The sequence below is a fragment of the Campylobacter corcagiensis genome, from assembly GCF_013201645.1.
Lineage (GTDB): Bacteria > Campylobacterota > Campylobacteria > Campylobacterales > Campylobacteraceae > Campylobacter_B > Campylobacter_B corcagiensis.
In genome coordinates this window covers 20,069-45,661 of sequence record NZ_CP053842.1, presented here as the reverse complement: position 1 = coordinate 45,661, position 25,593 = coordinate 20,069, and the positions used below count along the sequence as shown (strand labels likewise).

Annotated in this window: 28 protein-coding genes and 1 tRNA gene; 9 read left to right on the top strand and 20 right to left on the bottom strand. The window is 33.1% G+C overall.

All coding sequences use genetic code 11. The features are described 5' to 3' along the window. Positions 1-2: 2 nt before the first annotated feature. The 4 genes from infC to coaE all read right to left on the bottom strand — a co-directional run bounded on the left by infC (position 3) and on the right by coaE (position 4,225). Positions 3-521 (bottom strand): translation initiation factor IF-3, encoded by a 519-nt coding sequence (gene infC, locus CCORG_RS00235; RefSeq protein WP_025802281.1) that lies wholly within the window; start codon positions 519-521, stop codon positions 3-5. After that, entirely contained in the window at positions 518-2,344 is a 1,827-nt protein-coding gene (gene thrS / locus CCORG_RS00230; protein ID WP_025802279.1) for a threonine--tRNA ligase, read from the bottom strand. The genes infC and thrS overlap by 4 nt, the downstream gene beginning before the upstream one ends. 97 nt (positions 2,345-2,441) lie before the next feature. Further along, on the bottom strand, positions 2,442-3,641 hold the full coding sequence (locus CCORG_RS00225) for a replication-associated recombination protein A (protein WP_025802277.1): 1,200 nt from the start codon (positions 3,639-3,641) through the stop codon (positions 2,442-2,444). Beyond that, the gene (coaE, locus tag CCORG_RS00220) at positions 3,638-4,225 is read right to left on the bottom strand and encodes a dephospho-CoA kinase (RefSeq protein ID WP_025802275.1); all 588 of its coding nucleotides are present in this window, start codon (positions 4,223-4,225) and stop codon (positions 3,638-3,640) included. Before coaE ends, CCORG_RS00225 begins: the two co-directional genes overlap by 4 nt. A 68-nt stretch (positions 4,226-4,293) precedes the next feature. Between coaE and purM the strand changes: the two genes are divergently transcribed. Both purM and CCORG_RS00210 read left to right on the top strand, forming a co-directional pair. After that, a complete protein-coding gene (purM, locus tag CCORG_RS00215) occupies positions 4,294-5,283 on the top strand; it encodes a phosphoribosylformylglycinamidine cyclo-ligase (RefSeq protein ID WP_025802273.1) in 990 nt (329 codons plus the stop codon). 9 nt (positions 5,284-5,292) lie between these two features. Further along, positions 5,293-5,910 (top strand): MOSC domain-containing protein, encoded by a 618-nt coding sequence (locus CCORG_RS00210; protein WP_051487247.1) that lies wholly within the window; start codon positions 5,293-5,295, stop codon positions 5,908-5,910. Between the two features lie 13 nt (positions 5,911-5,923). Here CCORG_RS00210 and CCORG_RS00205 read toward each other — a convergent pair. The 5 genes from CCORG_RS00205 to glmM form a co-directional block, all read right to left on the bottom strand. Then, positions 5,924-5,999, bottom strand: a tRNA-Val gene (locus CCORG_RS00205). A 67-nt stretch (positions 6,000-6,066) separates the two neighbouring features. Next, positions 6,067-7,263 carry a Na+/H+ antiporter NhaA gene (nhaA, locus tag CCORG_RS00200; RefSeq protein WP_025802269.1) on the bottom strand — a complete coding sequence of 399 codons (1,197 nt, stop codon included), beginning with the start codon at positions 7,261-7,263 and terminating at the stop codon, positions 6,067-6,069. Between the two features lie 123 nt (positions 7,264-7,386). Then, positions 7,387-7,758, bottom strand: a complete 372-nt coding sequence (locus CCORG_RS00195) for an NINE protein (RefSeq protein ID WP_025802267.1) — start codon at positions 7,756-7,758, stop codon at positions 7,387-7,389. Further along, a complete protein-coding gene (gene lspA / locus CCORG_RS00190; protein ID WP_025802265.1) occupies positions 7,755-8,207 on the bottom strand; it encodes a signal peptidase II in 453 nt (150 codons plus the stop codon). The genes CCORG_RS00195 and lspA overlap by 4 nt, the downstream gene beginning before the upstream one ends. Beyond that, on the bottom strand, positions 8,200-9,540 hold the full coding sequence (glmM, locus tag CCORG_RS00185) for a phosphoglucosamine mutase (protein ID WP_025802263.1): 1,341 nt from the start codon (positions 9,538-9,540) through the stop codon (positions 8,200-8,202). Before glmM ends, lspA begins: the two co-directional genes overlap by 8 nt. 158 nt (positions 9,541-9,698) lie before the next feature. Here glmM and rpsT point away from each other — a divergent pair, with 158 nt between their 5' ends. From rpsT to CCORG_RS00165, 4 genes are read left to right on the top strand one after another with little or no spacing between them, the layout of a single operon-like run. Next, complete coding sequence (gene rpsT, locus CCORG_RS00180) at positions 9,699-9,971, top strand: 30S ribosomal protein S20 (RefSeq protein ID WP_025802262.1); 273 nt, start codon at positions 9,699-9,701, stop codon at positions 9,969-9,971. Positions 9,972-9,974: 3 nt separating this feature from the next. Further along, positions 9,975-11,036, top strand: coding sequence for a peptide chain release factor 1 (prfA, locus tag CCORG_RS00175; protein ID WP_034971333.1), 1,062 nt, complete (start codon positions 9,975-9,977; stop codon positions 11,034-11,036). A gap of 40 nt (positions 11,037-11,076) precedes the next feature. Next, positions 11,077-11,898 (top strand): universal stress protein, encoded by an 822-nt coding sequence (locus CCORG_RS00170; RefSeq protein WP_025802261.1) that lies wholly within the window; start codon positions 11,077-11,079, stop codon positions 11,896-11,898. Continuing rightward, positions 11,888-12,121, top strand: coding sequence for a MarR family transcriptional regulator (locus CCORG_RS00165; protein ID WP_025802260.1), 234 nt, complete (start codon positions 11,888-11,890; stop codon positions 12,119-12,121). The genes CCORG_RS00170 and CCORG_RS00165 overlap by 11 nt, the downstream gene beginning before the upstream one ends. Here CCORG_RS00165 and CCORG_RS00160 read toward each other — a convergent pair. After that, the gene (locus tag CCORG_RS00160) at positions 12,097-12,651 is read right to left on the bottom strand and encodes a manganese efflux pump MntP (protein WP_025802259.1); all 555 of its coding nucleotides are present in this window, start codon (positions 12,649-12,651) and stop codon (positions 12,097-12,099) included. The genes CCORG_RS00165 and CCORG_RS00160 overlap by 25 nt on opposite strands. Before the next feature lie 112 nt (positions 12,652-12,763). Between CCORG_RS00160 and CCORG_RS00155 the strand changes: the two genes are divergently transcribed. Beyond that, positions 12,764-13,678: a DMT family transporter gene (locus CCORG_RS00155; protein ID WP_025802258.1), complete on the top strand. Its 915-nt coding sequence runs from the start codon at positions 12,764-12,766 to the stop codon at positions 13,676-13,678. Here CCORG_RS00155 and CCORG_RS00150 read toward each other — a convergent pair. Genes CCORG_RS00150 through CCORG_RS00135 form a run of 4 tightly spaced genes read right to left on the bottom strand, consistent with a single transcriptional unit; the run spans position 13,665 to position 17,609 of the window. Further along, the gene (locus tag CCORG_RS00150) at positions 13,665-14,471 is read right to left on the bottom strand and encodes a metal ABC transporter permease (protein ID WP_025802256.1); all 807 of its coding nucleotides are present in this window, start codon (positions 14,469-14,471) and stop codon (positions 13,665-13,667) included. The genes CCORG_RS00155 and CCORG_RS00150 overlap by 14 nt on opposite strands. Next, positions 14,456-15,199: a metal ABC transporter ATP-binding protein gene (locus CCORG_RS00145; RefSeq protein ID WP_025802254.1), complete on the bottom strand. Its 744-nt coding sequence runs from the start codon at positions 15,197-15,199 to the stop codon at positions 14,456-14,458. The genes CCORG_RS00150 and CCORG_RS00145 overlap by 16 nt, the downstream gene beginning before the upstream one ends. Then, a complete protein-coding gene (locus CCORG_RS00140; RefSeq protein ID WP_025802252.1) occupies positions 15,196-16,665 on the bottom strand; it encodes a nickel/cobalt transporter in 1,470 nt (489 codons plus the stop codon). The genes CCORG_RS00145 and CCORG_RS00140 overlap by 4 nt, the downstream gene beginning before the upstream one ends. Continuing rightward, positions 16,662-17,609, bottom strand: a complete 948-nt coding sequence (locus CCORG_RS00135) for a metal ABC transporter solute-binding protein, Zn/Mn family (RefSeq protein WP_025802250.1) — start codon at positions 17,607-17,609, stop codon at positions 16,662-16,664. The genes CCORG_RS00140 and CCORG_RS00135 overlap by 4 nt, the downstream gene beginning before the upstream one ends. A gap of 121 nt (positions 17,610-17,730) precedes the next feature. Here CCORG_RS00135 and CCORG_RS00130 point away from each other — a divergent pair, with 121 nt between their 5' ends. Next, positions 17,731-18,075: a Fur family transcriptional regulator gene (locus CCORG_RS00130; RefSeq protein WP_025802248.1), complete on the top strand. Its 345-nt coding sequence runs from the start codon at positions 17,731-17,733 to the stop codon at positions 18,073-18,075. Next, positions 18,062-18,784 (top strand): class I SAM-dependent methyltransferase, encoded by a 723-nt coding sequence (locus CCORG_RS00125; RefSeq protein ID WP_025802246.1) that lies wholly within the window; start codon positions 18,062-18,064, stop codon positions 18,782-18,784. The genes CCORG_RS00130 and CCORG_RS00125 overlap by 14 nt, the downstream gene beginning before the upstream one ends. 57 nt (positions 18,785-18,841) lie before the next feature. On the opposite strand, the gene CCORG_RS00120 is transcribed toward CCORG_RS00125, so the two are convergent. From CCORG_RS00120 to rsmA, 6 genes are all read right to left on the bottom strand, one after another. Further along, on the bottom strand, positions 18,842-19,888 hold the full coding sequence (locus CCORG_RS00120) for a type II asparaginase (protein WP_025802244.1): 1,047 nt from the start codon (positions 19,886-19,888) through the stop codon (positions 18,842-18,844). Between the two features lie 11 nt (positions 19,889-19,899). Further along, positions 19,900-20,721 (bottom strand): transporter substrate-binding domain-containing protein, encoded by an 822-nt coding sequence (locus CCORG_RS00115; RefSeq protein ID WP_025802241.1) that lies wholly within the window; start codon positions 20,719-20,721, stop codon positions 19,900-19,902. 298 nt (positions 20,722-21,019) lie between these two features. Continuing rightward, the gene (locus CCORG_RS00110) at positions 21,020-21,781 is read right to left on the bottom strand and encodes a pseudouridine synthase (RefSeq protein ID WP_025802239.1); all 762 of its coding nucleotides are present in this window, start codon (positions 21,779-21,781) and stop codon (positions 21,020-21,022) included. A gap of 1 nt (position 21,782) precedes the next feature. Further along, positions 21,783-22,745 (bottom strand): KpsF/GutQ family sugar-phosphate isomerase, encoded by a 963-nt coding sequence (locus CCORG_RS00105; RefSeq protein WP_025802236.1) that lies wholly within the window; start codon positions 22,743-22,745, stop codon positions 21,783-21,785. 10 nt (positions 22,746-22,755) lie between these two features. Further along, on the bottom strand, positions 22,756-24,756 hold the full coding sequence (locus CCORG_RS00100; protein ID WP_025802234.1) for a ribonuclease J: 2,001 nt from the start codon (positions 24,754-24,756) through the stop codon (positions 22,756-22,758). Further along, on the bottom strand, positions 24,743-25,525 hold the full coding sequence (gene rsmA / locus CCORG_RS00095) for a 16S rRNA (adenine(1518)-N(6)/adenine(1519)-N(6))-dimethyltransferase RsmA (protein ID WP_025802232.1): 783 nt from the start codon (positions 25,523-25,525) through the stop codon (positions 24,743-24,745). The genes CCORG_RS00100 and rsmA overlap by 14 nt, the downstream gene beginning before the upstream one ends. Positions 25,526-25,593 lie beyond the last annotated feature (68 nt).

Here is a 25,593-nt window from a genome sequence, read left to right as displayed (position 1 = left end):
GTTTAACTTTTCTTAGGAACGACCAACATATTGACATATCTACCTTCAAAGATTGGCTCTTTGTCTCTTTGGCCGATATCATTTACTAACTCATAAACGCTATTTAAAAGCTCAACTCCAACTTCAGGATTAGCCATTTCACGCCCTTTTAAAAACACTCTAAATCTTACATGCTTACCAGACTCTAAAAATTCTCTAGCATGTTTTATTTTGTAGTTTATATCATTTTGAGCGATTTTAGCTGATAGCTTAACCTCTTTAATGTCAATAGTTTTTTGCTTTTTTTTAGCCTCTTTTTGCTTTTTTTCTTGTTGGTACCTAAATTTACCATAGTCCATTACTTTACAAACTGGCGGCTTTGCATCTGGTGCTATTAAAACTAAATCAAGCCCCATTTTGTTAGCTATATCAAGAGCTTCATCTCTTGATATGATTCCATAAACCTCCCCATCATCTCCTACGCACCTAACCTCTTTTGCGCGTATGTCTTCGTTTAGATAAACAACTTTGTCTTTACTCAAAAATCCACCTCATTTAGTTTCTCCTTTATAAATTTAATAAACTCATCAAAGCTTAGATTTGACTGCTCTCTAGCTCTACGATCTCGCAGAGCAACACTTTTATTACTAACCTCTTCATCACCTAAAACAATAATATATGGTATATGAGCTTTTTCAGCTGTTCTTATTCTTTTGTTTAGTGTTTCGTTTTTGCTATAAATTTCAGCATCTACGCCTAAATTCTCAAGCTCTTTTTTAATGCTTTTTGCATACTCAAAATGGCTATCGCTAATAGGCACTATAGCAACGCCAGTTGGAGCGATAAAAAATGGAAGTTCACCAGCAGTATGTTCAATCAAAATTCCTATAAATCTCTCAAAACTACCCAAAATAGCACGGTGAATCATAACAGGGCGCTTTTTCTCATTATTTTCATCTATGTAAGTTAAATCAAAGCGTTGTGGTAGGTTAAAGTCAACTTGGATTGTTCCACACTGCCACTTTCTTTTTAACGCATCAGTTATTTTAATATCAATCTTTGGACCATAAAAAGCCCCGCCACCTTCGTCTATACCGTATTTTAAATGATGCTCATCAAGAGCTTCTTTAAGTGCACTTGTAGCGACTTCCCAAACACTATCATCGCCGATAGCTTTATCAGGACGAGTTGAAATTTCCATCTCATAAGTAAAGTCAAAAGCTTTCATTATATGATTTACAAAATCTAAAATTTCTATAACGTTTTCTTTTATCTGATGTGGAGCACAGAAAATATGAGCATCATCTTGGGTAAATTCTCTAACTCTAAAAAGCCCGTGCATCACACCACTTTTTTCATGTCTATGAACGACGCCATACTCAAAAAATTTAAGTGGCAAATCGCGATAACTTCTTATATCGCTTTCATAAACCTTAACATGTCCAACACAGTTCATAGGTTTTATTCCATACTCTTGCTCATCTATTTGAGTAAAATACATATTTTCTTTGTAGTTGTCGTAGTGTCCACTTATCTTCCAAGCATCAGCTTTTAAAATTTCTGGACCACGAACAGGCTGATAACCGCGGCGTCTGTGAACGCCAAAAAGCTTGTGCTCTAGCTTTGATCTAAGCCTTGCTCCATTTGGTAACCAAATAGGAAGTCCTGCTCCAACTTGCTCATCAAATGTAAAAAGCTTCATCTCATTTCCAAGCTTTCTATGATCTCTTTTTTTAGCCTCTTCTAGCATTTTTAGGTGATCATTTAAGCTCTGTTTATCAGCAAAAGCAGTACCATAAATTCGTGTAAGCATTTCGCGATTTTCATCACCACCAAGATAGGCTCCAGCTACTCTTGTAAGCTTAAAATTTTGTAAAAAGCGTGTGTTTGGCACATGTGGCCCACGGCAAATGTCTTCAAAGTTGCCCTGAGTGTAGATGCTTACAACGCCTTCTGGAATTCTTTTTAGAACTTCTTGCTTTAAATCATCATTAGCAAATTTAGCTAACACTTCAGCTTTTGTAGAGTTTATCTTAACAAAATCATTCTTAGCTTTTATAAGCTCTTTCATCTTCTTTTCTATATCTTTTAAATCATCTTCGCCTATTTTTTGACCATCTTCTTTTGTAGCTCTAAAATCATAATAAAAGCCATCTTCAATCGCAGGTCCTACAAAAAATTTAGCATCTGGGTATAAAGATAAAATAGCTTCTGCCATTAAGTGAGCTGTTGAGTGTCTGATGACATCTAAGCTCTCATCACTATTATCAAAATATATCGGTTTAGCATCTTTTTCTCTACCATTTATCGAGTGAGTGTCTATAACTTCCCCATTTAATTTATATGCGATTATCTCGCGATCCATTTTATTTCCTTAAATTTACCAAATTTGTCTTTTTTACAATAAAAGAACACTACATTTTAGCTTATTATTTATTAAGCTAAACTTAACAGTTAAATTTTTACTCTTGTTTATCTAGATTTAAAAGAGCTTCGTGCCAATCATTGAGATTTTTCTCAAAACCAATGCCTTTAGAGTGGTAGAAATTTAATGGAATTTCTGTATAGTTTTGCTTAACCCAGCCACCAAAATCATGCGGATAAAGATAATCTTTTTTTGCTGGATTTGTGTTTATTAGATAGTTGGGTATTTTTAGTTTTGGCTTGTTTGATACAAAATCCAAAGCCTCATTTATCGCTTTATAACTTGAGTTTGATTTTGGAGAACTTGCTAGGTAAACTACGCATTGAGCGATGATTATCCTGGCTTCTGGATAACCAATCTTGCCAACAGCTATTAGAGTGTTAGTGGCTAAATTTAAAGCATTTGGGTTAGCATTTCCAATGTCTTCACTAGCAAATATCACAAGCCTTCTTGCGATAAAATCAGCACTTTCGCCACCATCTATAAGCCTTGCAGCGTAATAAAGCGAAGCGTTTATATCGCTTCCTCTTAGGCTTTTTATCATCGCACTTGCTAAATCATAGTGAGTATCATCGCTACTTACGCCATCTTTTAAAGGGTGACTTCTTAACTCTTTTAATGTTGTTAGTGATATGTTAGTATCGATTTTTAAAGCATAATCAAGCAAATTTAACATAGCCCTTCCATCCCCTGCTGATGAGCTTATAAGATAATTTTTAGCATCGTTATCTGTAGTGAATTTTAAGGTGTTTTGAACTCTATTAAAAAGCTCTGTTAGATCATCGTTAGTTAGTGGCTTAAATTCAAAAAGCATAGAACGAGAGCGGATTCCACTACTTAAAACAAAATATGGATTTTCTGTACTTGCACCAATAATGGTAGCCACACCACTTTCCATCGGGATAAGAAGCACTTCTTGTTGGGTTTTAGATAAACGGTGAACCTCATCTATAAAAATAAGTGGCTTTAAAAGAGTGCCTTTGTGCTTATCTAAAATTTTGCGTATTTCATCTACTTTTAAACTTGTGCCATCAAGTTCGTAAAACTCCATATTTAGCTCATTTGCTATAACCTTAGCCAAAGTTGTTTTTCCGCTTCCTGCTGGTCCAAAAAACATTAAATGTGGAATTTCTCCACCCCTTATAAGCTTATAAAGAGCTTTGTCTTTAGCTATGATGTGCTTTTGACCACAAATTTCATCTAAATTTTTAGGGCGAAAATCATTTGCTAAACTCATAAATCACCCCTTAAAAACTCATCTACTTTGGAATTTAACTCATCTAAATTTCTGGTATTTTCTATCACAAAATCTGCCAAATCTCGCTTTTTTTCTATGTCAAGTTGTAAATTTATCCTAGCTAACGCTTCATCTTTTGTTAGTAAATTTCGCTTCATAATCCTCTCTACAATAAGCTCTTTTGGGGCATAAACAACTAACACACGCTTAAATTCAGGATAGTTAGAACTCTCATAAAAAAGTGGTATATCTACAAAATAAACTTTGTTAAGCTTTTCTAAAATCTTAGCTTTTCTTAAAATTTCAGCTTTGATTTTAGGATGTAAAATTTGTTCTAGAATTTTAAGCTTTTTTCTATCTTTAAAAACCAAAACGCCAAGCTTTTTTCTATCAGGTTTGCTATCTTTTACAAACTCGCTTCCAAAAACAGCTGAAATTTCATCACCCAAAGAGTCTAAAATTTCATGGCTTATCTTATCAGCATCTATTACTTCGTAGCCTTTTTTCTTTAAAATCTCACAAACGCTACTTTTTCCACTTCCAATACAACCAGTTACAACAATAGCGTTTTTAAATTTATCCAAATTTAGCCCTTTTAGTCTGCTTTTATCAAATTTTAGCTAAAATAGTGAAAATTTCAAAGGATAAATTTATGGTAAGTTACAAAGATGCAGGCGTTGATATCGAAGCTGGAAATGAATTTGTAGAGCGTATTAAACCATTTGTTCGCTCAACATTTAATGAAAATGTCGTTGGAGGTATAGGCTCATTTTCAGGGGCATATCGTTTACCAAGCGGATATAAAAACCCAGTACTTTTAGCATCAACTGATGGCGTTGGCACAAAGCTTAGGCTTGCGATTGACTCGGGTAAATTTGATACCATTGGTATAGATTTGGTTGCGATGTGTGTAAATGACTTGATATGTAACTTCGCAGAGCCGATGTTTTTTCTTGATTATTATGCTAGCGAACACCTTGATATAAAAAATGCAAGCGAAGTTGTAAAAGGAATAAGTCAGGGTTGCAAGATAGCAAAATGTGCTTTAATAGGTGGCGAAACTGCTGAAATGCCAGGAATTTATAAAAAAGGCGATTTTGATTTGGCTGGATTTTCAGTTGGTATTGCTGAAAATGATGAAGTAGATAGAACGAAATTTGTTAATGAAGGCGATACTCTTTTAGCTCTTAAAAGTAGTGGAATTCACTCAAATGGCTACTCGCTTGTAAGAAAGTTATTTTTTGAAAAGCTTAATATGAAATTTGATGATAAATTTGATAGGTCAAATCTCATAGATACGCTACTTGAGCCAACTAGAATTTATGTGCCTGAGTTTTTAAAATTTAAAGATAAAATAAACGCACTAGCACACATAACAGGTGGCGGTTTGGTTGAAAATTTACCACGAGTATTGCCTGATGGTCTTGGTGCAAACATATATCTTAAAAACTTAGAAATTCCATATGTTTTTGGGTATATGAGCAAATATGTTGAGCAAAGTGAGATGTTTAGGACATTTAATATGGGCGTTGGAATGGTCATAATAGCAAGTAAGGAAAATGCTAAATTTATCACTGAAAATTCCGATGCTTACCAGATCGGCGAGATAGTAAAAGGCGAAAAAAGAGTAAACTTAATATAGGAGTAAATTATGATTTTTTCCATACAGGTTGGCAAGACTAAAAAGTATATTAGTGATGATGGAAATCCTTTTTATAGTGATTTTATAAAAGATATCCGTAGAATTGAGATTTCAGTAACAAACACCGGCATAAAGGGTGATGAAGTTTCAGATAGAACAAATCCTGATGAGGCTGTTTTTGCCAGTGCATTAAGTAGCTATGCTATATGGAATAATTTTCTTAATAAAAAGCTAGAATTTGGTCAAATGGGTGAAAATTTGACCATAAAAGGACTTGATGAAAGAAGTGTTTTTATAGGTGATATACACAAAATCGGCTCAGCTATACTTCAAGTAAGCCAGCCACGAAAACCATCTGATAAGCTTTATAAAATCCATAAACATGGTGGATTTGCTAAATTTATCCTTAGCTCTGGACTAACTGGATGGTGCTATAGAGTGCTTGAAGGTGGAAGAATAAAAACTGGAGATATCATAGAGATAGAAAGTACTGAAAATGTAAAACTATCCATAATGGAGTTAAATAAACTACTTTTTGAACCAAACGGAAATGACGATATCTTTGATAAACTAATGATGCAAAAAAGTGTCTCACAAAATTTAATCAACAAAGTAAGTAGAAGTTAAAATCATATAAAAATGGTGGCCCCGAATGGACTTGAACCATCGACCACCACCATGTCAAGGTGGTGCTCTACCAACTGAGCTACGAGACCAAACCTAAAATACAAACGCCCTTTAACTTAGCTTAAGGGGCGTTATTATATCAGATTTTTACTAAATTTAAGCTTTAGGCGTTCCGTCTGGATTATTTCCTACAGCTTTTGCAAAGAAGTACCCAACCACACCAGAGACAAAAGACCCAACCAAAATAGCAAGTTTATCAGCACCGTGATAAAGTGACATTGAAGCCTCTCCATATGCAAGATTATCAACAAAAAGACTCATCGTAAAGCCAATACCACAAATTATTGCAACCGCGTATAGCTGCTTCCAGTTTGCCCTTTCTGGCATAAAACCAAAGCCCATTTTAATAGCAATAAAACTAAATAAAAATATTCCAATCTGTTTTCCAAGAAAAAGACCTAGGAAAATTCCCATAGGAACTGAACCAAAAATATGTGATGGCTCAAGCCCAATAAGACTAACACCAGCATTTGTAAACGCAAAAAGTGGAAGGATTATAAAATTTACAGGATTTGCTAGGATATGTTCTAAGTCCTTTAGCATCGAACTTTTGTCATCATTGTAAAGCGGTATAGTAAAGGCTGCTACAACTCCAGCAATACTAGCATGAATTCCTGAATTTAATACAAAAAACCATAAAATTAAAGATAAAATTATATATGGAGTTTTTTTACTAACTCCAGCTAAATTTAGACCGATTAAGGCAAGAACAATTAAAAACGCTAAACCCAAAAATAAAAAGCTTAAATTTCCAGAGTAAAAAAGAGCGATGATAACAATAGCACACAAATCATCCATAATCGCTAAAGTTAAAACAAATATTTTAAGACTTGCGGGAATTCTTCTACCTAAAAGAGCTAAGACCCCAACGGCAAAAGCTATATCAGTAGCAGTAGGTATTGCCCAACCTCTAATATCAGGCTGTCCACCCCAATTTAATAAAGCAAAAATTAAAGCTGGTGTTATAACGCCACCAATGGCTGCAAATATAGGCAAAACCACCTGAGATAGGTACTTAAGCTGACCCTCTTTCATCTCTTTTTTTAACTCAAGTCCAACAGAAAAAAAGAAAAAAGCCATAAGAAAATCATTTATCCAAAAATGTACATTTTCCTTAAGCCCAAGACCTTCATTTAAAACAACGCCTAGTTCTAGTTTAAAGTGAATAAACCAATCATAAAAAGCACTAAGTCCTGGAGTATTTACAAATATTAGTGCTAAAAATGCACAGCCTAAAAGCAGCATACCGCCACCGCTCTCACTTGATATAAATTCTTTAAATTTAAAAGCCACTCTTCACCCTTTTTATATTAAATATTTTCTGATTTTATTGAAATTTAGCTTACACTTTGGCAAAAAAACCATAATCAGTGGTGAAATCTCTAATATTTCTCTTTTTTATAACTTTTAGTAACACTATCCACGCATTATTATGTCTTTTCTAACTTCATACTCAGCTTCGCTTATAGCTCCACTTTTATAAAGTTCATATAAAGCCTCTATGCTTTTTATTTTATTTGCACTATTTATATCGTTTTCGTAAATAAAATCGCTATTAGCCCTTTCAACCATTCCCTGAGTTAAAAAAACATCAGCTATCCACCAAATAGCCCAAATAGCCAAAAATCCAAAGCCGATTAATAACCACATAGTAATTTGTCCAAGCCAGTAAAGCCCAAGCATTAAAAAGCCACTTACAAATTTACCACAATAAATTCTATGAATTCCAGCTCCGATTGGAAAACAAAAAAACCACAATGCATAAGCGATATAGATATTTCTTCTCATCTTTTTTCCTTTATATAATCAAATAAAATTTGTAAAAATATTATAGCAACTGCTAAATTTATCATCACATCGGCAAAATTAAACACCGCAAATTCAAACCATTTATGCCAAAACACATAATCCACCACGCCAGGATGAAAAAATCTATCTATGACATTTGATACCCCGCCTCCTAAAAGCAGCGCAAAAGCCACCCAGTGAGCTTTTAAAAGCTTTTTATCATAAAGCAAATAGACAAAAAGTAGTCCAAGCAAAGCTATTTGAACTGCTTTTAAATGCTCACCCAAAAAAGAAAACATAGAAAAAGCAACTCCGGTATTGTATGTAAGAATAAGTGAAAAAAACTCACCTTCCCACCTAAAACCGTTTAAAAAAATCTGCTTTATTAACTGGTCTGCAACCACAACAGCCAAAAAAACGGCTATAAATTTACTCCAAAATTTAACCATTTAAAGCTTTTTTAAAGAAATTTTCAACTTCGTTCATCTTATCAGCTAGCAAAATTTCATCCTTGCCCTCTAAAAGAAGTCTTATGACTTTTTCAGTTCCAGAGTATCTAAAAAGTGAGCGAATTTTAGCCTTTTTTAACTCATTTTCTAATTCTCTAAGACCATCTAAATTTGCCAAATCTTTCTTTTCTGAAATTTTAAGATTTTTTAGAATTTGAGGATATGGCTTAAGTTTTGAAGCAAGTTGGCTGGCTGATTTTTTCTCTTGAAGCATACAAGCTGCAAACTGAAGTGCACTTGTAAGCCCATCACCAGTCTTAGCGTAATCTGCAAATATAATATGTCCGCTTTGTTCACCACCGAAATTTAGCTCGTGCTCTCTCATCATTTCTAAAACATATTTATCACCGACCTTACTTCTTAAAAGCTCTATACCGTGAGATTTTAGCATATCATCTAGACCTTGATTACTCATCACAGTTGCTACTACTTTATTATTTGCTAGTTTGTTATTTTCTTTTAGATAGATAGCTAAAATTCCAAGCAGAGCATCACCATTTACCATACTACCATTTTCATCAACAACTGTTAATCTATCAGCATCTCCATCAAAAGCAAATCCAACATCAGCTCTAAGCCTTCTAACTTCAGATGATAAATTTTCAGGATGAAGTGCTCCACAACTATCGTTTATATTTTGACCATTTGGTTTATCACTAAGTACAAAAACCTCAGCACCAAGCTCCTTAAACACAGTTGGTGCCACCTTATAACTAGCACCATTTGCCGTATCAAGAACGATACGTAAATTTTTAAGGGTTTTATTTCTAGGAAATGAATTTTTTATATGAACTATATAGCGTCCTATAACATCATCTACCCTTTTAGCTGCACCAATATCCATAGCCTGTTTTAAAGCTCTAGTCATAAGGTTATTATCATGTAAAATCTCTTCTATTTTTGCCTCTTCGCTCTCATCAAGCTTAAAGCCAAATTTATCAAAAAACTTTATACCATTATCATAGTAAGGATTATGCGAAGCACTTATCATTATACCTGCATCACATCTCATATCTTCTGTTAGAAATGCAACTGCTGGAGTTGGCATGGGACCAATTTGGCGGACATTATAACCAATGCTCGTAAGTCCAGCTACAATGGCTGTTTCTATCATATAACCACTTCTTCTTGTATCTTTTCCAAGCAAGACCATATTTGTACTACCATTTTCTCTAAAATAAATTCCAGCTGCTACAGCGATCTTCATAGCAAGTTCAGCGGTGAGTTCTTTACCTGCAAGCCCTCTAACGCCATCAGTTCCAAAGTATTTCATAATCATCCTAAATTAAAAAATTTAGAAATTTTATCACAACTTAGCAAACAATAACATAAGTTGAAATTTAAGGTTAAATTTTACTTAAATTCAGCTTTTTTTAAAGTGAACTTATGTATAATCCACTCCTTAAACTATTTACATAAAAAGGTGAAAAAATGGCAAATCACAAGTCAGCTGCCAAAAGAGCAAGGCAGACGATAAAAAGGACAGAAAGAAATAGATTTTACCGCACTAGAATAAAAAATATAACTAGAGCAGTAAGAGAAGCAGTTAAAGCAAACGATAGAGAAGCAGCTTTAGAAGCATTAAAAGTAGCAAATAAAAGCATTCATAGCTTCGTAAGTCGTGGTGTACTTAAAAAAGAGACAGCTTCGAGAAAAGTAAGCCGTCTAGCAAAAGCAGTAAACGCATTAGATAAAGCAGAATAAATTTTGTTAGCTGATAAACTTAGGCCCTTTATAGAAAGGTATGACGAGATAACAAAGGCTCTTGTAAGCCCTGAAGTTATCAGCGATATATCTAAAATGACTGAGCTCTCAAAGGAGCAAAGTAACTTAGAAGAGCTTTATAACTCTGCTAAAGAGTATTTTAGCATAGAACAAAGCATAAAAGAAAACAATAATCTTCTTGGAGATCCTGAACTTAGCGAACTCGCAAAAGATGAGCTTAAAGAGCTTGAAGTAAGAAAAGAAAAACTTATAGAAGAGATAAAAATTTTACTTATCCCAAAAGATCCAAATGATGACAAAAACATATTTCTTGAGCTAAGAGCTGGCACGGGCGGCGATGAAGCTGCTCTTTTTGCTGGCGATTTAGCTGGGGCTTATATAAGGTACGCTGAGATTAGAGGATATAAAGTTGAGATTGTATCTCAAAGTGAAGGCTCAGCCGGCGGATTTAAAGAGATTATTTTATTAGTAAAAGGAAAAGGTGCTTACTCAAGACTTAAATTTGAAGGTGGAACACATAGAGTTCAGCGTGTTCCAGAAACTGAATCTCAAGGCAGAGTCCACACTTCAGCTATCACAGTTGCTATCATGCCAGAAGCAGAAGATAGTGATATAGAACTTAATATGAATGATGTTAAAATTGATGTTATGAGAAGTTCAGGTCATGGCGGACAATCAGTCAATACAACTGATAGTGCTGTAAGAGTAACTCATATACCAACAGGACTTGTAGTTGTTAACCAAGATGGCAAAAGCCAGCATAAAAACAAAGATGCCGCTCTTAAAGTTTTAAAGTCAAGACTTTATGAGATGCAAGAACAACAACGCCTTGAAAGAGAGAGAGCCGAACGAAAAGAACAAGTTGGAACAGGCGATAGGAGTGGTAGAATTCGCACATACAACTATCCACAAAACAGAATCTCAGATCACCGCATAAATTTAACCCTTTATAGACTTGATGCTATAATGTCTGCTGGACTTTTTGATGAAATTATAGATCCACTTATTGCTTCATATCAAGCCAAAATAGTGACAGATGAGTGAAATTTTGCTATAATTAGCTAATTTTAAAAAGGAGCTATTTATGAGTAAAATTATAATATGTGTAGATAAAAATCCGCTAAATTCAGCTGTTATTGAGTATGGATTAAGTATTGCTAAAAATTTAAACAAAGAAGTGGTATTTCTAAGAGTTATAAAAACTCCACTTTTTACGCCAAATTTTATGGGTTTAGCTGCAGGTGGTCTTGTCGTAGGAAGTGAAATGGCTTGCGATTTAGATGAGCTAAAACCCACAAAAGAACAAATCGATGAAAGCGAAGCCATACTAAATGATGCTCTTAAAATCGCCCAAAAAGAGAGCATAAAAGCTACAACAGATCTTCAAAATGGCGATCTAATAGAGATACTTATCAATTATGAAAATGCTCACTTAATAGTCTCAGCCGTAAAAGATGAAGGTGAAGAGATAGAAAATAATATAGTTGCCTTAGTTAGAGAAGCTGGAACTCCAATACTTTTTGTTAAAACCGAGTACAAAGCTCCAAAGTCAGCCATGGTAGCCTTTGATGGTAGCGATAATGCCATAAAAGCACTAAGAAGCATAAAAGAAGATAAAATTTTTGGCGAAAATTTAGAGTATCATGTCGTAAATGTTAACGACAATGAAGAAAAATCATCCAAGATATTAGATAGTGCTAGAGAGATTTTAAGTGGTGAAAATGCTAAATTTGTCACTTTAAGCGGCTCAGCAGCTGATGAGATAATCAAATACAGACGTGCCAACAACCTTGATATTTATGTGCTTGGTTCATACACAAAAGGAATTTTCAAAACCTTAATCTTTGGAAGTACTTCAAAAGATATAGTTCAAAACTCACTGGTGCCTGTTTTTGTTGTTAGTTGATAAAATTTGTAAAGAAATTTTAGGTCAAAAATTTGTTAGTGTGATTGAATTCTTACTTAAAAATGCCGATAAAGGGGGCTTTATCACACTAACACAAGATGAAATTTGTAAGTTAGCAGATGTTAGCAAACCAACGCTATCTAAAATCTTTAAAACCCTAGAAACTAAAAAAATTCTAAAAAAAATTAAAAATGGTGTTTATAAACTAAGTATTCCTAAATGAGTTACTAAGATTTTTACACCTATAGAAATAAGTATAACTCCACCCAAAATAAGAGCTTTTCTTTCTAAAAAACCAAAGGCTTTTTTGCCTAAATAGCAGCCCAAAAAACACAGCACAAAGCAAGTTAGAGCTATAATAGCTCCAGCTTTTATAATATTTACGCCCTCAAAAGCAAATGTCACGCCAACAGCAAGCGCATCTATACTTGTAGCAATAGCTCCAAATACAAGCTCTTTAGGTGTTAAATTTAGCACGCAGCTTTCGCTAAAATCCTTAGACTCTCTTATCATCTTAATGCCTAAAAAAAGCAAAATACCAAATGCTACGAAGTGATCAATGCTTGCTATAAAATAAGCAAAACTTGCACCGAGCAAATAGCCAATAATAGGCATAAGTCCTTGAAAAAATGCATAGATTAAAGCTAAAGTAAAAACACCTTTTAGTTCTAAGTCTTTACACTTTGCTCCATTTGCGATAGATAAAGCAACACTATCCATAGACAGAGCAAAAGCTATGAGAAAAATTTCCAAATTCTATCCTTAAAAAGAGATAATTATATCTAAAAAATAGAAAGTTATAGATTAAAAATATTTCTAGCTTATATAAATTTTGGTATAATAAGCCCTTTCAAAAGGAAGGCAGATGTCAAAAACTCTAATAGCTAAAATTTCACTAATTATTATCGCTATTGGCTGGGGAGCAACTTTTTTGCCTATACAAAAAGCTTTATACTATATAAATGTACCAAGCTTTTTATTTTTTAGGTTTTTATTTTCTGGCATTTTCATGTATCTTGCAAGTTTAAAATTTGGGCTTAAATTTGACAAAAATTCGCTCATTTTTGGGGTGATTTTAGGCTTTTTTATGTTTCTTGACTTTATATTTCAAATTTATGCTCTTAAATTCACATACAGTTCAACCGTAGCTTTTATCATCGGGTTAAATATCGTAATAGTGCCGTTTTTGGTCTGTTTTTTCTTTAAAGTTAAGCTAAGCCTAAAGGCTATTTTAAGTGCATTTTTAGCTGTTGTCGGGCTTTTTTTACTTAGCAACACAAAAGGCTTTGGACTAGGATTAGGCGAAGCTTTGGCCTTAATATCGGCATTTGCTTATGCTTTTCATGTAGTTTATACTGGCAAATTTGTAAAAAACTGTAATATTTATGCTCTGCTTGTTGTACAGTTTTTCACCGTTAGTTTTTTAACGCTGATTTATGCAATACTTTTTGCAAAAACAACACCCAACTCGTACAAAATTTTAGGTGGATTTGAAATTTGGCTAAGCCTAAACTTCATCTATATCTTAATATTTACAGTAATTTTTGCAACTATCATCGCCTTTTTTGTTCAAACAAAGGCACAAATTTACTTAAGTCCTACTCAAACTGCTCTTATCTTATCGCTAGAGCCTGTTAGTGCTGGATTCATTGGTTATTTTATCGGTCAAGAGTTGCTTACAAAAGCTCAGATATTTGGAGCTGTTTTGATAATAATTTCTATACTTATAAGTGAGCTAAATTTTACTAAATTTATAGGCAAATTCACTAGGAAAATTTAAAGTTTTTAAAGCCCATAATGATAAAAAATGTAACAGCTGCTACCATTATGATGCTTGCACCACTTGTTAGGTTAAATTTATAGCTTATCATAAGACCTAATATACAAAAAACTGCTGAAATCACGCTAGATAAAATCATCATCACGCCTAAATTTTTACTAAAAATCTCAGCTATATATGGCGGTATGGTCATTAAAGCAATAACTAAAATAAGCCCAACAACTTGTATAGCTGATGATACACAAAGTGCTGTTAATAAAACCAGTATATAGTAAAAGAGCGTGCTATTTACACCTCTAAGCCTTGCAAACTCACTATCAAAGCTTACTGCACAAAACTGTCTATAAAAAACCACCACAAGCATAACCACAAAAATATCTACAATAGTTACAAATTTCAAAGCCCCATTATCAATAGTAAGAATTGATCCAAACAAATAACCCATTAAATCGCCCTTATATCCAGGCGTAATATCTATAAATATAATTCCTAACGCCATTCCAAAAGCCCACATAGCACCTATTACAGAGTCAAATCTCTCTTTATCTTTAAGGGTTAAAAAAGCAATGATAAAAGCAACAAATATAGTAAAAATAGTAGCTCCAAAAAGTGGTGCAAATCCTAAAAAAGCAGCTATACCGATGCCACCATATGCTGAGTGAGATATGCCACCTGCTATAAAAGTCATACGGTTTATCACCACAAGTGAACCTATAACTCCACACGCCACACTTACTAAAAGTCCGCCAATAAGAGCATTTTGCATAAATGTATAGCTTAAGATTTCTTGCATGAACACTCCTTTAATATAAGCTCTACATCGCAAAAATGGCTATGTTCTTGCTTTAGGTGCTTTAAAAAGTTATCTTTTGTATCTATATCATGCATAACTAAATTTCTTGCCACATAAGCTACTTTTGTAGCGTAATGAATAGCCATATTAATATCATGACTTACTAAAACAATGCCAATTCCACTTTTATTTAAACGGCTTAAAAGTTCATAAATTTCTATTTGTCCACGAGTGTCAATGCTTGCTGTTGGCTCATCCAAAAAAAGCACCTTAGCGTCGCTGCAAAGAGCTCTTGCTATATAAGCTCTTTGCCTTTGACCGCCACTTAGCATAATTATACGACGATTTGCAAGATGAGAAATTCCTACTATTTCAAGAGCTTTTAATGCCTCTTTTTTATCATTTTTAGAGTAAAATCCAAAGCGTTTTTTATCAATCCTACCCATCATCACAACTTCTAAAACGCTAATTGGAAATGCTTTATTTATCGGAATAAACTGCGGAACATAGCCAATAAATTTACAAACATCTTTTGGGCTTTTACCAAAGAGTAAAATTTCACCACTTTTAGGGGTTAAAATTCCTAGCATTAGCTTTAAAAGTGTGCTTTTACCGCCACCATTTGGCCCTATTATAGCTAGAAATTCTTTCTCATCGTAGCTTAAATTTATACCATCTAAAACAAGGCTTTGATCATAGCCGTAACTTAAATTTTTAATTTCTATCATAAAACACTCAAACTATCACTTACTATAAACATAAAAATTCCTAATATTATCATCACAGCTATACCAAAAAACTCCACAAATATCCTAAAATTCTCTAGTTTTTTAGAGCTAAATTTATTAACCGCTCCGCCAAAAATAGCTGCTAGAAATATCACACTAGCCATTCCAAGACCCATAAAAATAGCACTTATTAGGCTTATAAAATAGCTTCCAACGCTAAAAGCTAAAAGAAAAACCAAAATAGTTCCTGGACATGGTATTATAGCAGCACTTAAAGCTATAACCCACTCACTTAAACCTCTATCTTTTTTTGACATACAAACCGAACAAGAACAGCTATGTTCGTGAGTATTCTTTAAAGTTGGTGCGTTTAAGATTTTTAAAGAATTTGATACTTGCCATTTTGGTTTTGCTTTAAATTTTAACATTAAAGCCTTTATCTTTGAAATAAGCATAAAAATAGCAACGCATATAACCATAATGGCTGAAATTTTGGTAGTAAAAGCTATGGTTTCAGAACTAACCATATTTGCAACTAACTCAGCTACTAACATGCTTATTATCACAACAAAAAATGCCCCTATTATGTGAAAATAACCGATCTTTAGTGCGAATTTAAAGGCCTTATAAGCATTTCCACCATTTGCTAAAAAATAACTCGTAGTTAATACCTTAGCATGTCCTGGTCCAGCAGCGTGAAAAAAGCCATATATAAACGAGAGAAAAATTATCAAAAGAGCCGTTTTAAGGCTTATATCTTTACTTGATAAAAGCTCTTTTAGCTTCTCAAGTGAGCTAATTGTTTTATTACTTATAAAACCTAAATTATCAACGCTATCTATTTGGCTATTTTTTAATAGATCTTTTAGACTTTTTTGTTTAAATTCTGGCATCTTGCCACTACTAAAAGTGGTAAAATTTGCCCCTAAATTTGAGTTAAAAACAGCGTGAAATTTATCATCTATCTCTTTTGCACCACTATTTAAAAAAGTAAAGTTAAAGTATCCATCTTCATCAAAAGCCTCAGTTTTTAAAACCAGATCATCTTCTATAGCAAGATCTAAATTTTGCTCAAATTTAAACACTAAACGGGAGTTTTTTATTAAAAATTTAGGATTAGTAAAATTGCCATCGATGCTATAAGTTTTACCATTTGGAATTTTATAGTGTTCAAATTTCATCAAAAAATTTCTATCTTTTAGATAATCAACCATCGCAAATTCTATATCTGAAATTTCATCGCTATCTAAAACGCCATTTACATCATAATCATAGCTTTGAAGTGTTAGTTTAGTAAAATTTTCTGAAAATATCCAAGATATATTAAGCTTTTTAAGGGTATTATTTTGTGCCACAAACTCCATATAAATATGCGCTGTTGGCGTCATCATCGCACACAAAGCACAAGATAGAAGCTGGGTTTTTGCACCCAGCATTACCAAAAAGGCTATTAAAAGAGGTCTCATTTTAATGCTTTCTCAAAAACTGATACCGTTTTTTTCATCTCATCTAGCCACTCTTTTGGAAGTTGATCTATCTCAACAACATTAGCATTTGCTTCACTAGCGATAACTTTTGCTGATTTTTTAGAAAACTGTGGAACTACAAAAACTACTTTAATGCTCTCTTCTTTTATCTCATCGATTAACTCTTTTAAATCAGCTGGTTTTGGCTCTTTTCCTTCTATTTCAATAGAAATTTGAACTAGATTGTATCTTTTTGCAAAATATCCCCAACTTGGATGATAAACCACAAATTTGTTTGTTTTTAAATTTGAAAGTTTTTGTTTGATATCACTATCTAATTCATCTAAAACTTTTATAAATTTAGCATAGTTTTCATCATAAATTTTAGAATTTTCAGGATATTTTACCTTTAAAGCATCAAGAATATTTTTAGCTTGAGTTTTTACTAAAACTGGATCTAACCAGACATGTGGATCAAGTCCAGAGTGATCATGATCGTGGTGATGTGCATGGTCGTGACCTTCGTGATTGTGGTGGTGATGTTCGTCGTGATGATTATCGCTGATAGCTTCTATGCTATCATGGTCATTATGGTCGTGATCATGATGTGCATGGCTATGCGGAGCCATAGCTATTTTTTCTATTCCTTTTTGAGTTTGAACTATTTCTAAATTTGGAAACTGCTTTTTAAGTCTTGGTAACCAAATTTCATCAAATTCCATACCAACAGCGAAATGGAGTTCACTTTTTTCAACACTTTTCATTTGATTTGGTTTAGGCTCGTAAGTGTGCGGATCAGCGCCTTTGCCAACCAAAGCCTCAACTTCAAGAGTATCGCCTGCGATTTGCTCAACAAAATACTGCGTAGGTAAAATAGTTGTAGTAACTAGTGGCTTACCAAACAAAGCACTACAAAGTGCTACTGCAAATAAAATCTTCTTCATGAGAATCCTTTTGATATAAAATTTGCGATATTTTACCAAATGCAACTTAGTTGCTACTTAAAATTTTCAGAATTTATAAACCAAATTTTTGGTATTATAGCTAAAATTTAAAGGAGACTTAATGGATATAGAAAAATTTCTAATAACTCATGATATAAAGCCTACAAGTCTAAGAAAAACGATGATAAAAGCTCTTTCAAATTCTCAAACAAGCTATGATGAACTTGTAAATTTAACAGGGGCAAACAAAACTACCATATATAGAAATTTAGATCTTTTTGAAAGTCAAAATATCGTCATTGTAACTGAAATTTCTGGTAAAAAATACTATGAGTTAGCAGATCACGCTAAAGCTTACTTTATCTGTGATAAGTGTCATAAAAAAGAGGAAATTGATATGCCTGATTTTGAGATAAAAAATATAAAAAGCGTAGTTGTAAAAGGAGTTTGTGATGATTGTAGCTAATCCTTGGGATAAAAGAGCTAAAACTTATGATAAAAATAGCGGCAAACTTACTAAATTTCAGCTTGATTTTTTAGAACTTATCAAAAGCTGGGGCGTTGATTTTAAAGAAAAAAGCATTATAGATGTTGGCTGTGGAACTGGAAATTATACGCTACATTTAGCTAAAGAGTGTAAGGAAATTCTAGGCGTTGACAGCTCAGAAGGCATGCTTAACAAACTAGAAACAAAGCGTCAAAATTTAGGTCTAACAAATGTTAGCACAAAATGTGTTAGCTTTGATGAGTTTCAAACTAGTAAGAAATTTGACATAGCATTTCTAACTATGAGTCCTGCTGTTAGACCTGATGAGTTTGATAAATTTATAAATTTAGCCTCACTTAGAGTCTATCTAAACTGGGAAATTAGTCGTTATTCATCTGTTTTATCACCGCTTTTTACTAAGCTTGGTAAAAAAAGTAAAACTTCAGATGCGTTTTTATTAAAGGAGCATTTAAAAGCTAAAAATATAGCTTTTAAAACTAAAATTTTAGAAGAAAAGCGAGTTGAAAGTAGAGAATTTAATGAAGCTTTAGAAAATGCAAAGTGGCATCTAAATATATCAGAACTTGAGATTTCAGATGATGAACTTATAAAATATCTAAAAAATCTAGAAAAAAATGGCATAATTAGCGATGAAATAGTTAGCACACTTAGGGTTTTGGTGTTTTAGAAATTTAGTTTATTTTAGAAATTTTAAAGTTGGGGCAAAGATTTTGCCCCTTAAATTTTAATACTCTTTATAAAACTTTTGAATTTTTGATGGTTCGTTTGTTTTTGTAAGAGCAAGTTGTAGTAAAACTCTAGCTTTTGCAGCGTTTAAGTTGTCACTTGTTACAAAGCCATATTTTGCATCATCTACCTCAGCACCAACACTAGTTGAGCCTGAACCTGTTCTTGAAGTTCTTACAACTACAATACCTTGTGCTGCTGCTTTTATCAAAGCTTCTTCTACGCTTGGATATGGGTTACCGTTACCAACACCTGCCAAAACGATACCTTTTGCTCCTTTTTCTATAGCAGTTTCTACAAAATCAGCTGTTTGATTAGTATGACCAAAAATAACATCAACTCTTGGTAACTCTTTTAAACCTTTAACACTAAAGTCAGAACTTACTGTGTGTTTTCTAGTTGGTTGCAAATAGTAATTAACTATACCGTAGTTTACAGTTCCGATATTTCCTGTATTTGGAGATTTAAAAGTATCAACTGCGGTTGTAGCTGTTTTTGTTACCTCTCTAGCTGCGTGAATTTTATCATTCATTACAACCAAAACACCCTTACCAGCACTTGCTTTATCCATAGCTACATTTACAGCATTATAGATATTTAGTGGGCCATCAGCACTCATTGAAGTTCCACTTCTCATCGCACCTACTAAAACAACTGGTTTTTTGCTTTTTGTTACTAAATTTAAAAAATAAGCACTCTCTTCCATTGTATCGGTTCCATGAGTTATAACTATACCATCAACACCGCCATCGTTTAAAAGTGCATTTACTCTATCAGCAAGTTTTAACCAAACTTCATCATTCATAGCTTGAGAGCCAATTTGAGCTATTTGCTCACCTTTAATAGTTGCTATCTCATTTATCTCAGGAACTGCAGCTATAAGCTTATCAACTGTAACTGTTCCTGAAGTATAACTTCCACTTAAAGCACTATCGCCACTTCCAGCTATAGTTCCACCTGTTGCTAAGATATAAATAGTAGGTTTTGCCACCAACATACTAGCTCCTAAAACCATAATAACAAATGCTCTTTTTAATAATCTCATAATTTTATCTCCTATCCATAGATACTATATAGATCTTCAAGCAAAAAATATTTTGCTTCAACTTCGTTCTTGTAAAATGGTACAAATGTCTCGTTAAATACTTTCCTAAAAAAGCCCTCCTTACTAAGTTTTATCATTTCTTGATTTACTGCTTTTAAAAGTTCGCTATTATCTTTAGCAATACCAACACCTAAGTAGCTACTAAAGCCTAAATTTCTCAATCCAGATGGAGTGATATACTCTCTATCTATAATAGCATAAGCCATCACAACTAAGTTATCATCTATATATGCATCTGCTTTATCTTCTCTTAAAATAGCAAACGCATCAATAGAGCCATCAGTTTTTATAAGCTCAGAGCTTCTTAAGCTTGGAACATATTGCTCCATTGTTGTGCCTTTTTGAATAACTATTCTTTTACCTATAAGATCACTTTCTTTTGTTATGCCTCTATTTTTATTTACAATTGCACCCATAGCCACAGAAAAATATGGTAAAGAAAAATTTACACGCTCCCTTCTCTCTTTTGTATCTGTAAAACTTGCTATAACCAAATCAACTTTATCTTGTTCTAAAAATTCTATCCTTTGGCTACCATTTGTTATACCAACGAGTTCTACATTTCCATTTTCTGTAATGTTTTTTCCAATAGTTTTTGCCATATCAACTTCAAATCCTTCAAACCTACCATCAACAAAATTACTGTATGGTGGCTGATTTGTCCATACACCTATCCTTATAGTTTTACTATTTTTAATCTCATCTAAACTTTTTGCTTGACTAACCTGAATAGATAATAAAATATAAAGCCCTAGAAAAATTATTTTTCTCAAATCAAACCTCCATAAAAATATTATATAGCATAATAGCTATATAAAAATTGGGTTATTCTATCACACAGTTCCTGTAGAAAAACTTAAAAGATAAAATATATTTTACTTAATTTTATATTTTTGTATTTAATTTTTAATATTATATTAAAATAAACTTTTACTAATAACTCTTATAAATTACTAGTATTTATCATCTATAATTATCTATATTTTGTATTTAAATTAAACTATATTCCAAAATTTAGCCATTCAAAGGAGTTTCTTCTAAACACTTTAATGCAAAATATCTTGCTAAATTTTAGTAATGAATTTCATTTTGTTTCATGAAATCTCTTAAGTCATTATATTCTGAATTTGACAAATATCTCCATTTTCCTGGTTTTAACATACCTAAATCAACCCGTCCAAAGCTAACTCGTTTTAAATCTACAACTTCTAAGTCAAAGTAGCCAAAAAATCGTCTAAGCTCACGATTTTTGCCTTCGTTTATAATTACCTTAAGCTTTGTATATCCCCCACTTGAGCCAAGCACTGAGTAAGCTAAAAATGGCTTAAATTCCATAGATTTTATATCTGTTTTAGCATGAGCCCCTTTTGTAGCATCTGCTGCAAAAAGCCCCTCTCTCATCGCAGTTATAACCTCATCTGTTACTTCGCCTTTTACTTTTAGATAATACATTCTTTCTATATCGCTTGTCATAAGAGCAGTTGCAATGGCTGGGGCATCTGTTAGTAAAAGTAGACCTTCACTTGCAAAATCAAGCCTTCCAATGCTTACAAAACTTTTAAAGCCATCTGGAAGCGTGTCATATATAGTTTTTCTACCCCTATCATCTTTTTTTGTAACTAACTCGCCTTTTTGTTTGTTATAAACTATCATTGTAAATTCTGTTTTTAGCTTAACCAAACGACCATTTATACGAACTTTATCGCCATCTTTTATCTCTATAAATTCTTTTATAGTTCGTCCATTTATACTAACTTTGCCATTTTTTACTAACTCATCTGCTTCACGCCTAGAAAAGCTTGTATTGTGTGATATAAATTTATTGATTCTCACCTTAAATTCCTAAATTTGTAAGGTCGTGGATATGTAAAATCCCGACTGGTTTGTTAGTGTTATCAACCACAACTAGAAGCTGAATTTTATACTTTTCTATAATCTCTAATGCCTTGCTTGCTAACATATCTTTATTTGTGATAGCTTTTGGAGTTTTAGTTGCATAGTCAAGTGCTAGTTTTTCTATATTAAACTCCTTATCCATCAAAGCCCTTCTTAAATCCCCATCACTTAAAATAGCCACTAACTTTTTATTTTTATCAGTGAGTAAAACAGCTCCGAGTTTGCCGTGAGTCATCGCATCTATAGCAACTCTTAAACTAACATCATAACTAACAATTGGTAGATCTTTAACTCTCATAATATCACTAACTTTTGTATAAAGCCTTCTGCCTAAACTTCCGCCAGGATGAAAATTTGCAAAATTTTCAGCTGTGAAATTTCGCATCTTCATAAGACACACTGCTAAAGCATCACCTAATGCTAAAGTAAGAGTTGTTGATACCGTTGGAGCAGCTCCTATCGGACAAGCTTCTTTAATTATATTAAGATCTATATTTGTGTCACCAAATTTTGCAAGTGAACTATCAATGCTACTTGTCATAGTTATGATTTTAACACCAAATCTTTTTAAATGTGGCATTATTTTTATTAACTCATCACTTTCACCACTATAACTTATAGCAAGTATGACATCATCGCCTTCTACCATGCCAAGATCGCCATGCAAGGCTTCAGTTGGGTGTAAAAAAAAGCTAGCCGTTCCAGTACTTGCAAAAGTTGCAGCCATTTTTGCCCCGATATGACCACTTTTTCCAACGCCTGTGACTATCAGCTTACCCTTACAATTATATATCAAATTTAGGGCCTTTTTAAATTTTTCATCAAGAAGATCTTTATGTCTTAAAAGCTCACTTGCTTCAAGATCTAAAACCTTTCTTGCAACCTCTAAAATTTCACTCATTTTACAGCCTTTACATCAGATAAATCACTGGAACGATTGTTGGGTATTTTTTTAGCTTTCTAAAGATATGCTTTCTAATTGCTTGTCTTATCTGAACCTCTAAAGCTCTTTGATCTTTTAAAATATCATCTTTTAAATTTGATAAAAACTGTATCAAAACTGCTTCCATATCTTTAGTAAATTCCTTTTGATCTTTTGATTCGACCAAACCATAAGTAACAACCCTAGTTTTTAGAAGACTTTTATCATTTGCTCCAATTTGTGCTATTATCATAACAACGCCAGCATCTGCTAGGTTTTGACGGTGCTTAATGATATCATCACCGATTTGTTTGTTGATTTGATTATCAACATAAACTTTGCCAGTTTTTACTGTTTTTACCCTTTTCATGTAGTTATGGGTAATTTCTACTTGATCGCCATCGCTCATTAAATAGATATTTCTTTCATCAACACCACAGTCAATAGCCGTTTTAGCGTGCTTGTGTATGTGATTATACTCGCCATGAACTGGCAAGAAAAATTTTGGCTTTGTTAAATTTAGCATTAACTTTTGCTCTTCTTGTGAAGCATGACCTGATACATGGATCTCGCTAAAATCTTGATAAGCCACATCAGCACCGCTTTTGATAAGATAGTTTAAGATAGTTGATACACTTGCTTCATTTCCAGGTATTGCTTTAGCTGAGATGATAACTTGATCGCCTGGTTTTATTTTGATATATTTATGCTCATCAGTTGCCATTCTATAAAGTGCACTCATCGTTTCGCCCTGACTTCCTGTAGTTACGATTAAAACTTGATTGTCAGGGTATTTTGACACCTCATCAGCATCTATAAAAATATCTCTTGGGAATTCCACATAACCTAACTCCATAGCAGTAAAAAGGTTTCTTTCCATACTTCTACCGATAACAGCGACTTTTCTTCCAAATTTCATCCCTCTTTCAATGGCTTGTGCAACTCTATGGATATTTGAGCTAAAAGTACTCATTATGACCCGACCTTTAGCTTTTTCAAATATCATATCAAAGGTTTTTCCTACAGTTTTTTCGCTTTTTGTAACGCCATCACGGTGAGAATTTGTACTATCGCTCATTAGAAGTAAAACCCCTTTATCGCCATAATAAGCAAGTCTACAAAGATCGCTTGGATAGCCATCTATTGGGGTATGATCAATTTTAAAATCACCTGTATGGATTATCGTTCCAGCATCAGTTGTGATAGCTAAAGCTGAAGCATCAATAATAGAGTGAGTTATATGTATAAATTCAACTTCAAAATCCGCTATTTGATAAATTTTACGCTTTTCTACTGGGCGAAAAAGTGATCTTTTAGCTTTTAACCCATGCTCATCAAATTTATTTGATATCATACCAAGACAGAGCGGAGTTGCATAAATCGGATAGTTAAATTCCTTGTAAAAATATGGCATCGCACCTATGTGATCTTCGTGAGCGTGAGTGATAATAACAGCTTTAATTTTATCTTTTATCTTTCTTATATAGTCAAAATCAGGAATTAAAATATCAACTCCAAGCATGCTTTCATCAGGAAAACTCATGCCAACATCAACGATAATCGCACTTGTTGCTGTTTCAAAAACAGTAATATTACCACCTATTTCACCAAGTCCACCCAGTGGCGTAACCCTAACTCTACCCTTTGAAGCTGGTAAAAATTTAAGAGGTTTTAGCCTTTTTTCATGCATTAGTTTATTTGCGTGAATTGACTCTTTGATATCTTTTTGCCACTGCTCGCTACCACCTAGAGTTTTTGTAACATTTGATCTTTTTTTTCTATTTTTATTTTTTGATCTATTTTGGTGGTTATGGTGGTTTTGAGAGTTGGTTTGAGAAGCAGGACTATTGTGCGTTGTGCTTTTTTGCTCTACCTTTCCACTCTCTTTTTGAAGATTTTTTCTTCTATTTTGAAACCTATTTGGTTTTTTATTTATTTTTGGAGCATTTGTAGAATTTTCTACATTTGCATTTTGATTATTGTTTTCCATTTCTAGCCTTTAAATTTTCATATATTTTTACAAATAAGGCGTTATGAATTTGATGAGGTCTTAAATTTGGCTTTAAATCTAGATCAAAATAAATCTCACTAACTAACTCTTTAGAGTAATTAGTGGTTAAATTTTTAAAAAGAGTTTTTCTTGGACTTGAAAAACAAATCTTAAGAAAACTGCCAAATTCCTCCCTATCTAAAAGAGGAAATTTTTTATTTTTTTTAAGTCTTATAACTCCTGAGATTACCTTTGGTGGGGGCTCAAAAGCAGTTGGCGCTACATCAAAAAGATACTCACACTCTCCTTCTAACCACGCCAAAATAGCAAGTGAACTAAATTCTTTATCGCCACTGCTAGCTGAAAATTTAAGTCCAACTTCTTTTTGAACCATAACGACAAAACCCAAGCATTTATCATCTTTTAGGGCATTTAATATAACTTTTGTCGCTATATAATATGGCAAATTTGAGACTAAAAAATAGCTTTTTTCGCTACTAAAAGTCTCCAAAACATCGCCCATGACAAGTTCTAAAGAGCCGTTTTGCAACTCCTTGCTAAATTTATTACTTAAAATTTGGTAAAGATCTCTATCAATCTCATAACTTATAACAGTGAAGTTTTTGACCAACTCTTCTGTTAAATCACCTAAGCCAGGCCCAATCTCTATGATAAAATTATGGTTGTTGGGAATCGCTTGGATGATTTTATTTAATACTGTCTGGTCTTTTAAAAAATTTTGTCCAAACTGCTTTTTTGCCTTAATCATCGGGTTAGTATACCCTAAAATGGTTAACAAAAGTTAAGGAAAATTGAGATATAATTATTTAAATTTTT

Bases quoted from the DNA above. Each gene is read 5' to 3' on its own strand.
- glmM (WP_025802263.1), bottom strand. From the start codon at position 9,540: ATGAAATACTTTGGAACTGATGGCGTTAGAGGGCTTGCAGGTAAAGAA.
- CCORG_RS00150 (WP_025802256.1), bottom strand. From the start codon at position 14,471: ATGCAAGAAATCTTAAGCTATACATTTATGCAAAATGCTCTTATTGGC.
- rpsT (WP_025802262.1), top strand. From the start codon at position 9,699: ATGGCAAATCACAAGTCAGCTGCCAAAAGAGCAAGGCAGACGATAAAA.
- CCORG_RS00195 (WP_025802267.1), bottom strand. From the start codon at position 7,758: ATGAGAAGAAATATCTATATCGCTTATGCATTGTGGTTTTTTTGTTTT.
- CCORG_RS00210 (WP_051487247.1), top strand. From the start codon at position 5,293: ATGATTTTTTCCATACAGGTTGGCAAGACTAAAAAGTATATTAGTGAT.
- thrS (WP_025802279.1), bottom strand. From the start codon at position 2,344: ATGGATCGCGAGATAATCGCATATAAATTAAATGGGGAAGTTATAGAC.
- CCORG_RS00170 (WP_025802261.1), top strand. From the start codon at position 11,077: ATGAGTAAAATTATAATATGTGTAGATAAAAATCCGCTAAATTCAGCT.
- CCORG_RS00130 (WP_025802248.1), top strand. From the start codon at position 17,731: ATGGATATAGAAAAATTTCTAATAACTCATGATATAAAGCCTACAAGT.
- CCORG_RS00105 (WP_025802236.1), bottom strand. From the start codon at position 22,745: ATGAGTGAAATTTTAGAGGTTGCAAGAAAGGTTTTAGATCTTGAAGCA.
- CCORG_RS00100 (WP_025802234.1), bottom strand. From the start codon at position 24,756: ATGGAAAACAATAATCAAAATGCAAATGTAGAAAATTCTACAAATGCT.
- CCORG_RS00225 (WP_025802277.1), bottom strand. From the start codon at position 3,641: ATGAGTTTAGCAAATGATTTTCGCCCTAAAAATTTAGATGAAATTTGT.
- CCORG_RS00135 (WP_025802250.1), bottom strand. From the start codon at position 17,609: ATGAAGAAGATTTTATTTGCAGTAGCACTTTGTAGTGCTTTGTTTGGT.
- CCORG_RS00125 (WP_025802246.1), top strand. From the start codon at position 18,062: ATGATTGTAGCTAATCCTTGGGATAAAAGAGCTAAAACTTATGATAAA.
- lspA (WP_025802265.1), bottom strand. From the start codon at position 8,207: ATGGTTAAATTTTGGAGTAAATTTATAGCCGTTTTTTTGGCTGTTGTG.
- CCORG_RS00120 (WP_025802244.1), bottom strand. From the start codon at position 19,888: ATGAGATTATTAAAAAGAGCATTTGTTATTATGGTTTTAGGAGCTAGT.
- CCORG_RS00145 (WP_025802254.1), bottom strand. From the start codon at position 15,199: ATGATAGAAATTAAAAATTTAAGTTACGGCTATGATCAAAGCCTTGTT.
- CCORG_RS00140 (WP_025802252.1), bottom strand. From the start codon at position 16,665: ATGAGACCTCTTTTAATAGCCTTTTTGGTAATGCTGGGTGCAAAAACC.
- purM (WP_025802273.1), top strand. From the start codon at position 4,294: ATGGTAAGTTACAAAGATGCAGGCGTTGATATCGAAGCTGGAAATGAA.
- rsmA (WP_025802232.1), bottom strand. From the start codon at position 25,525: ATGATTAAGGCAAAAAAGCAGTTTGGACAAAATTTTTTAAAAGACCAG.
- CCORG_RS00155 (WP_025802258.1), top strand. From the start codon at position 12,764: ATGTCAAAAACTCTAATAGCTAAAATTTCACTAATTATTATCGCTATT.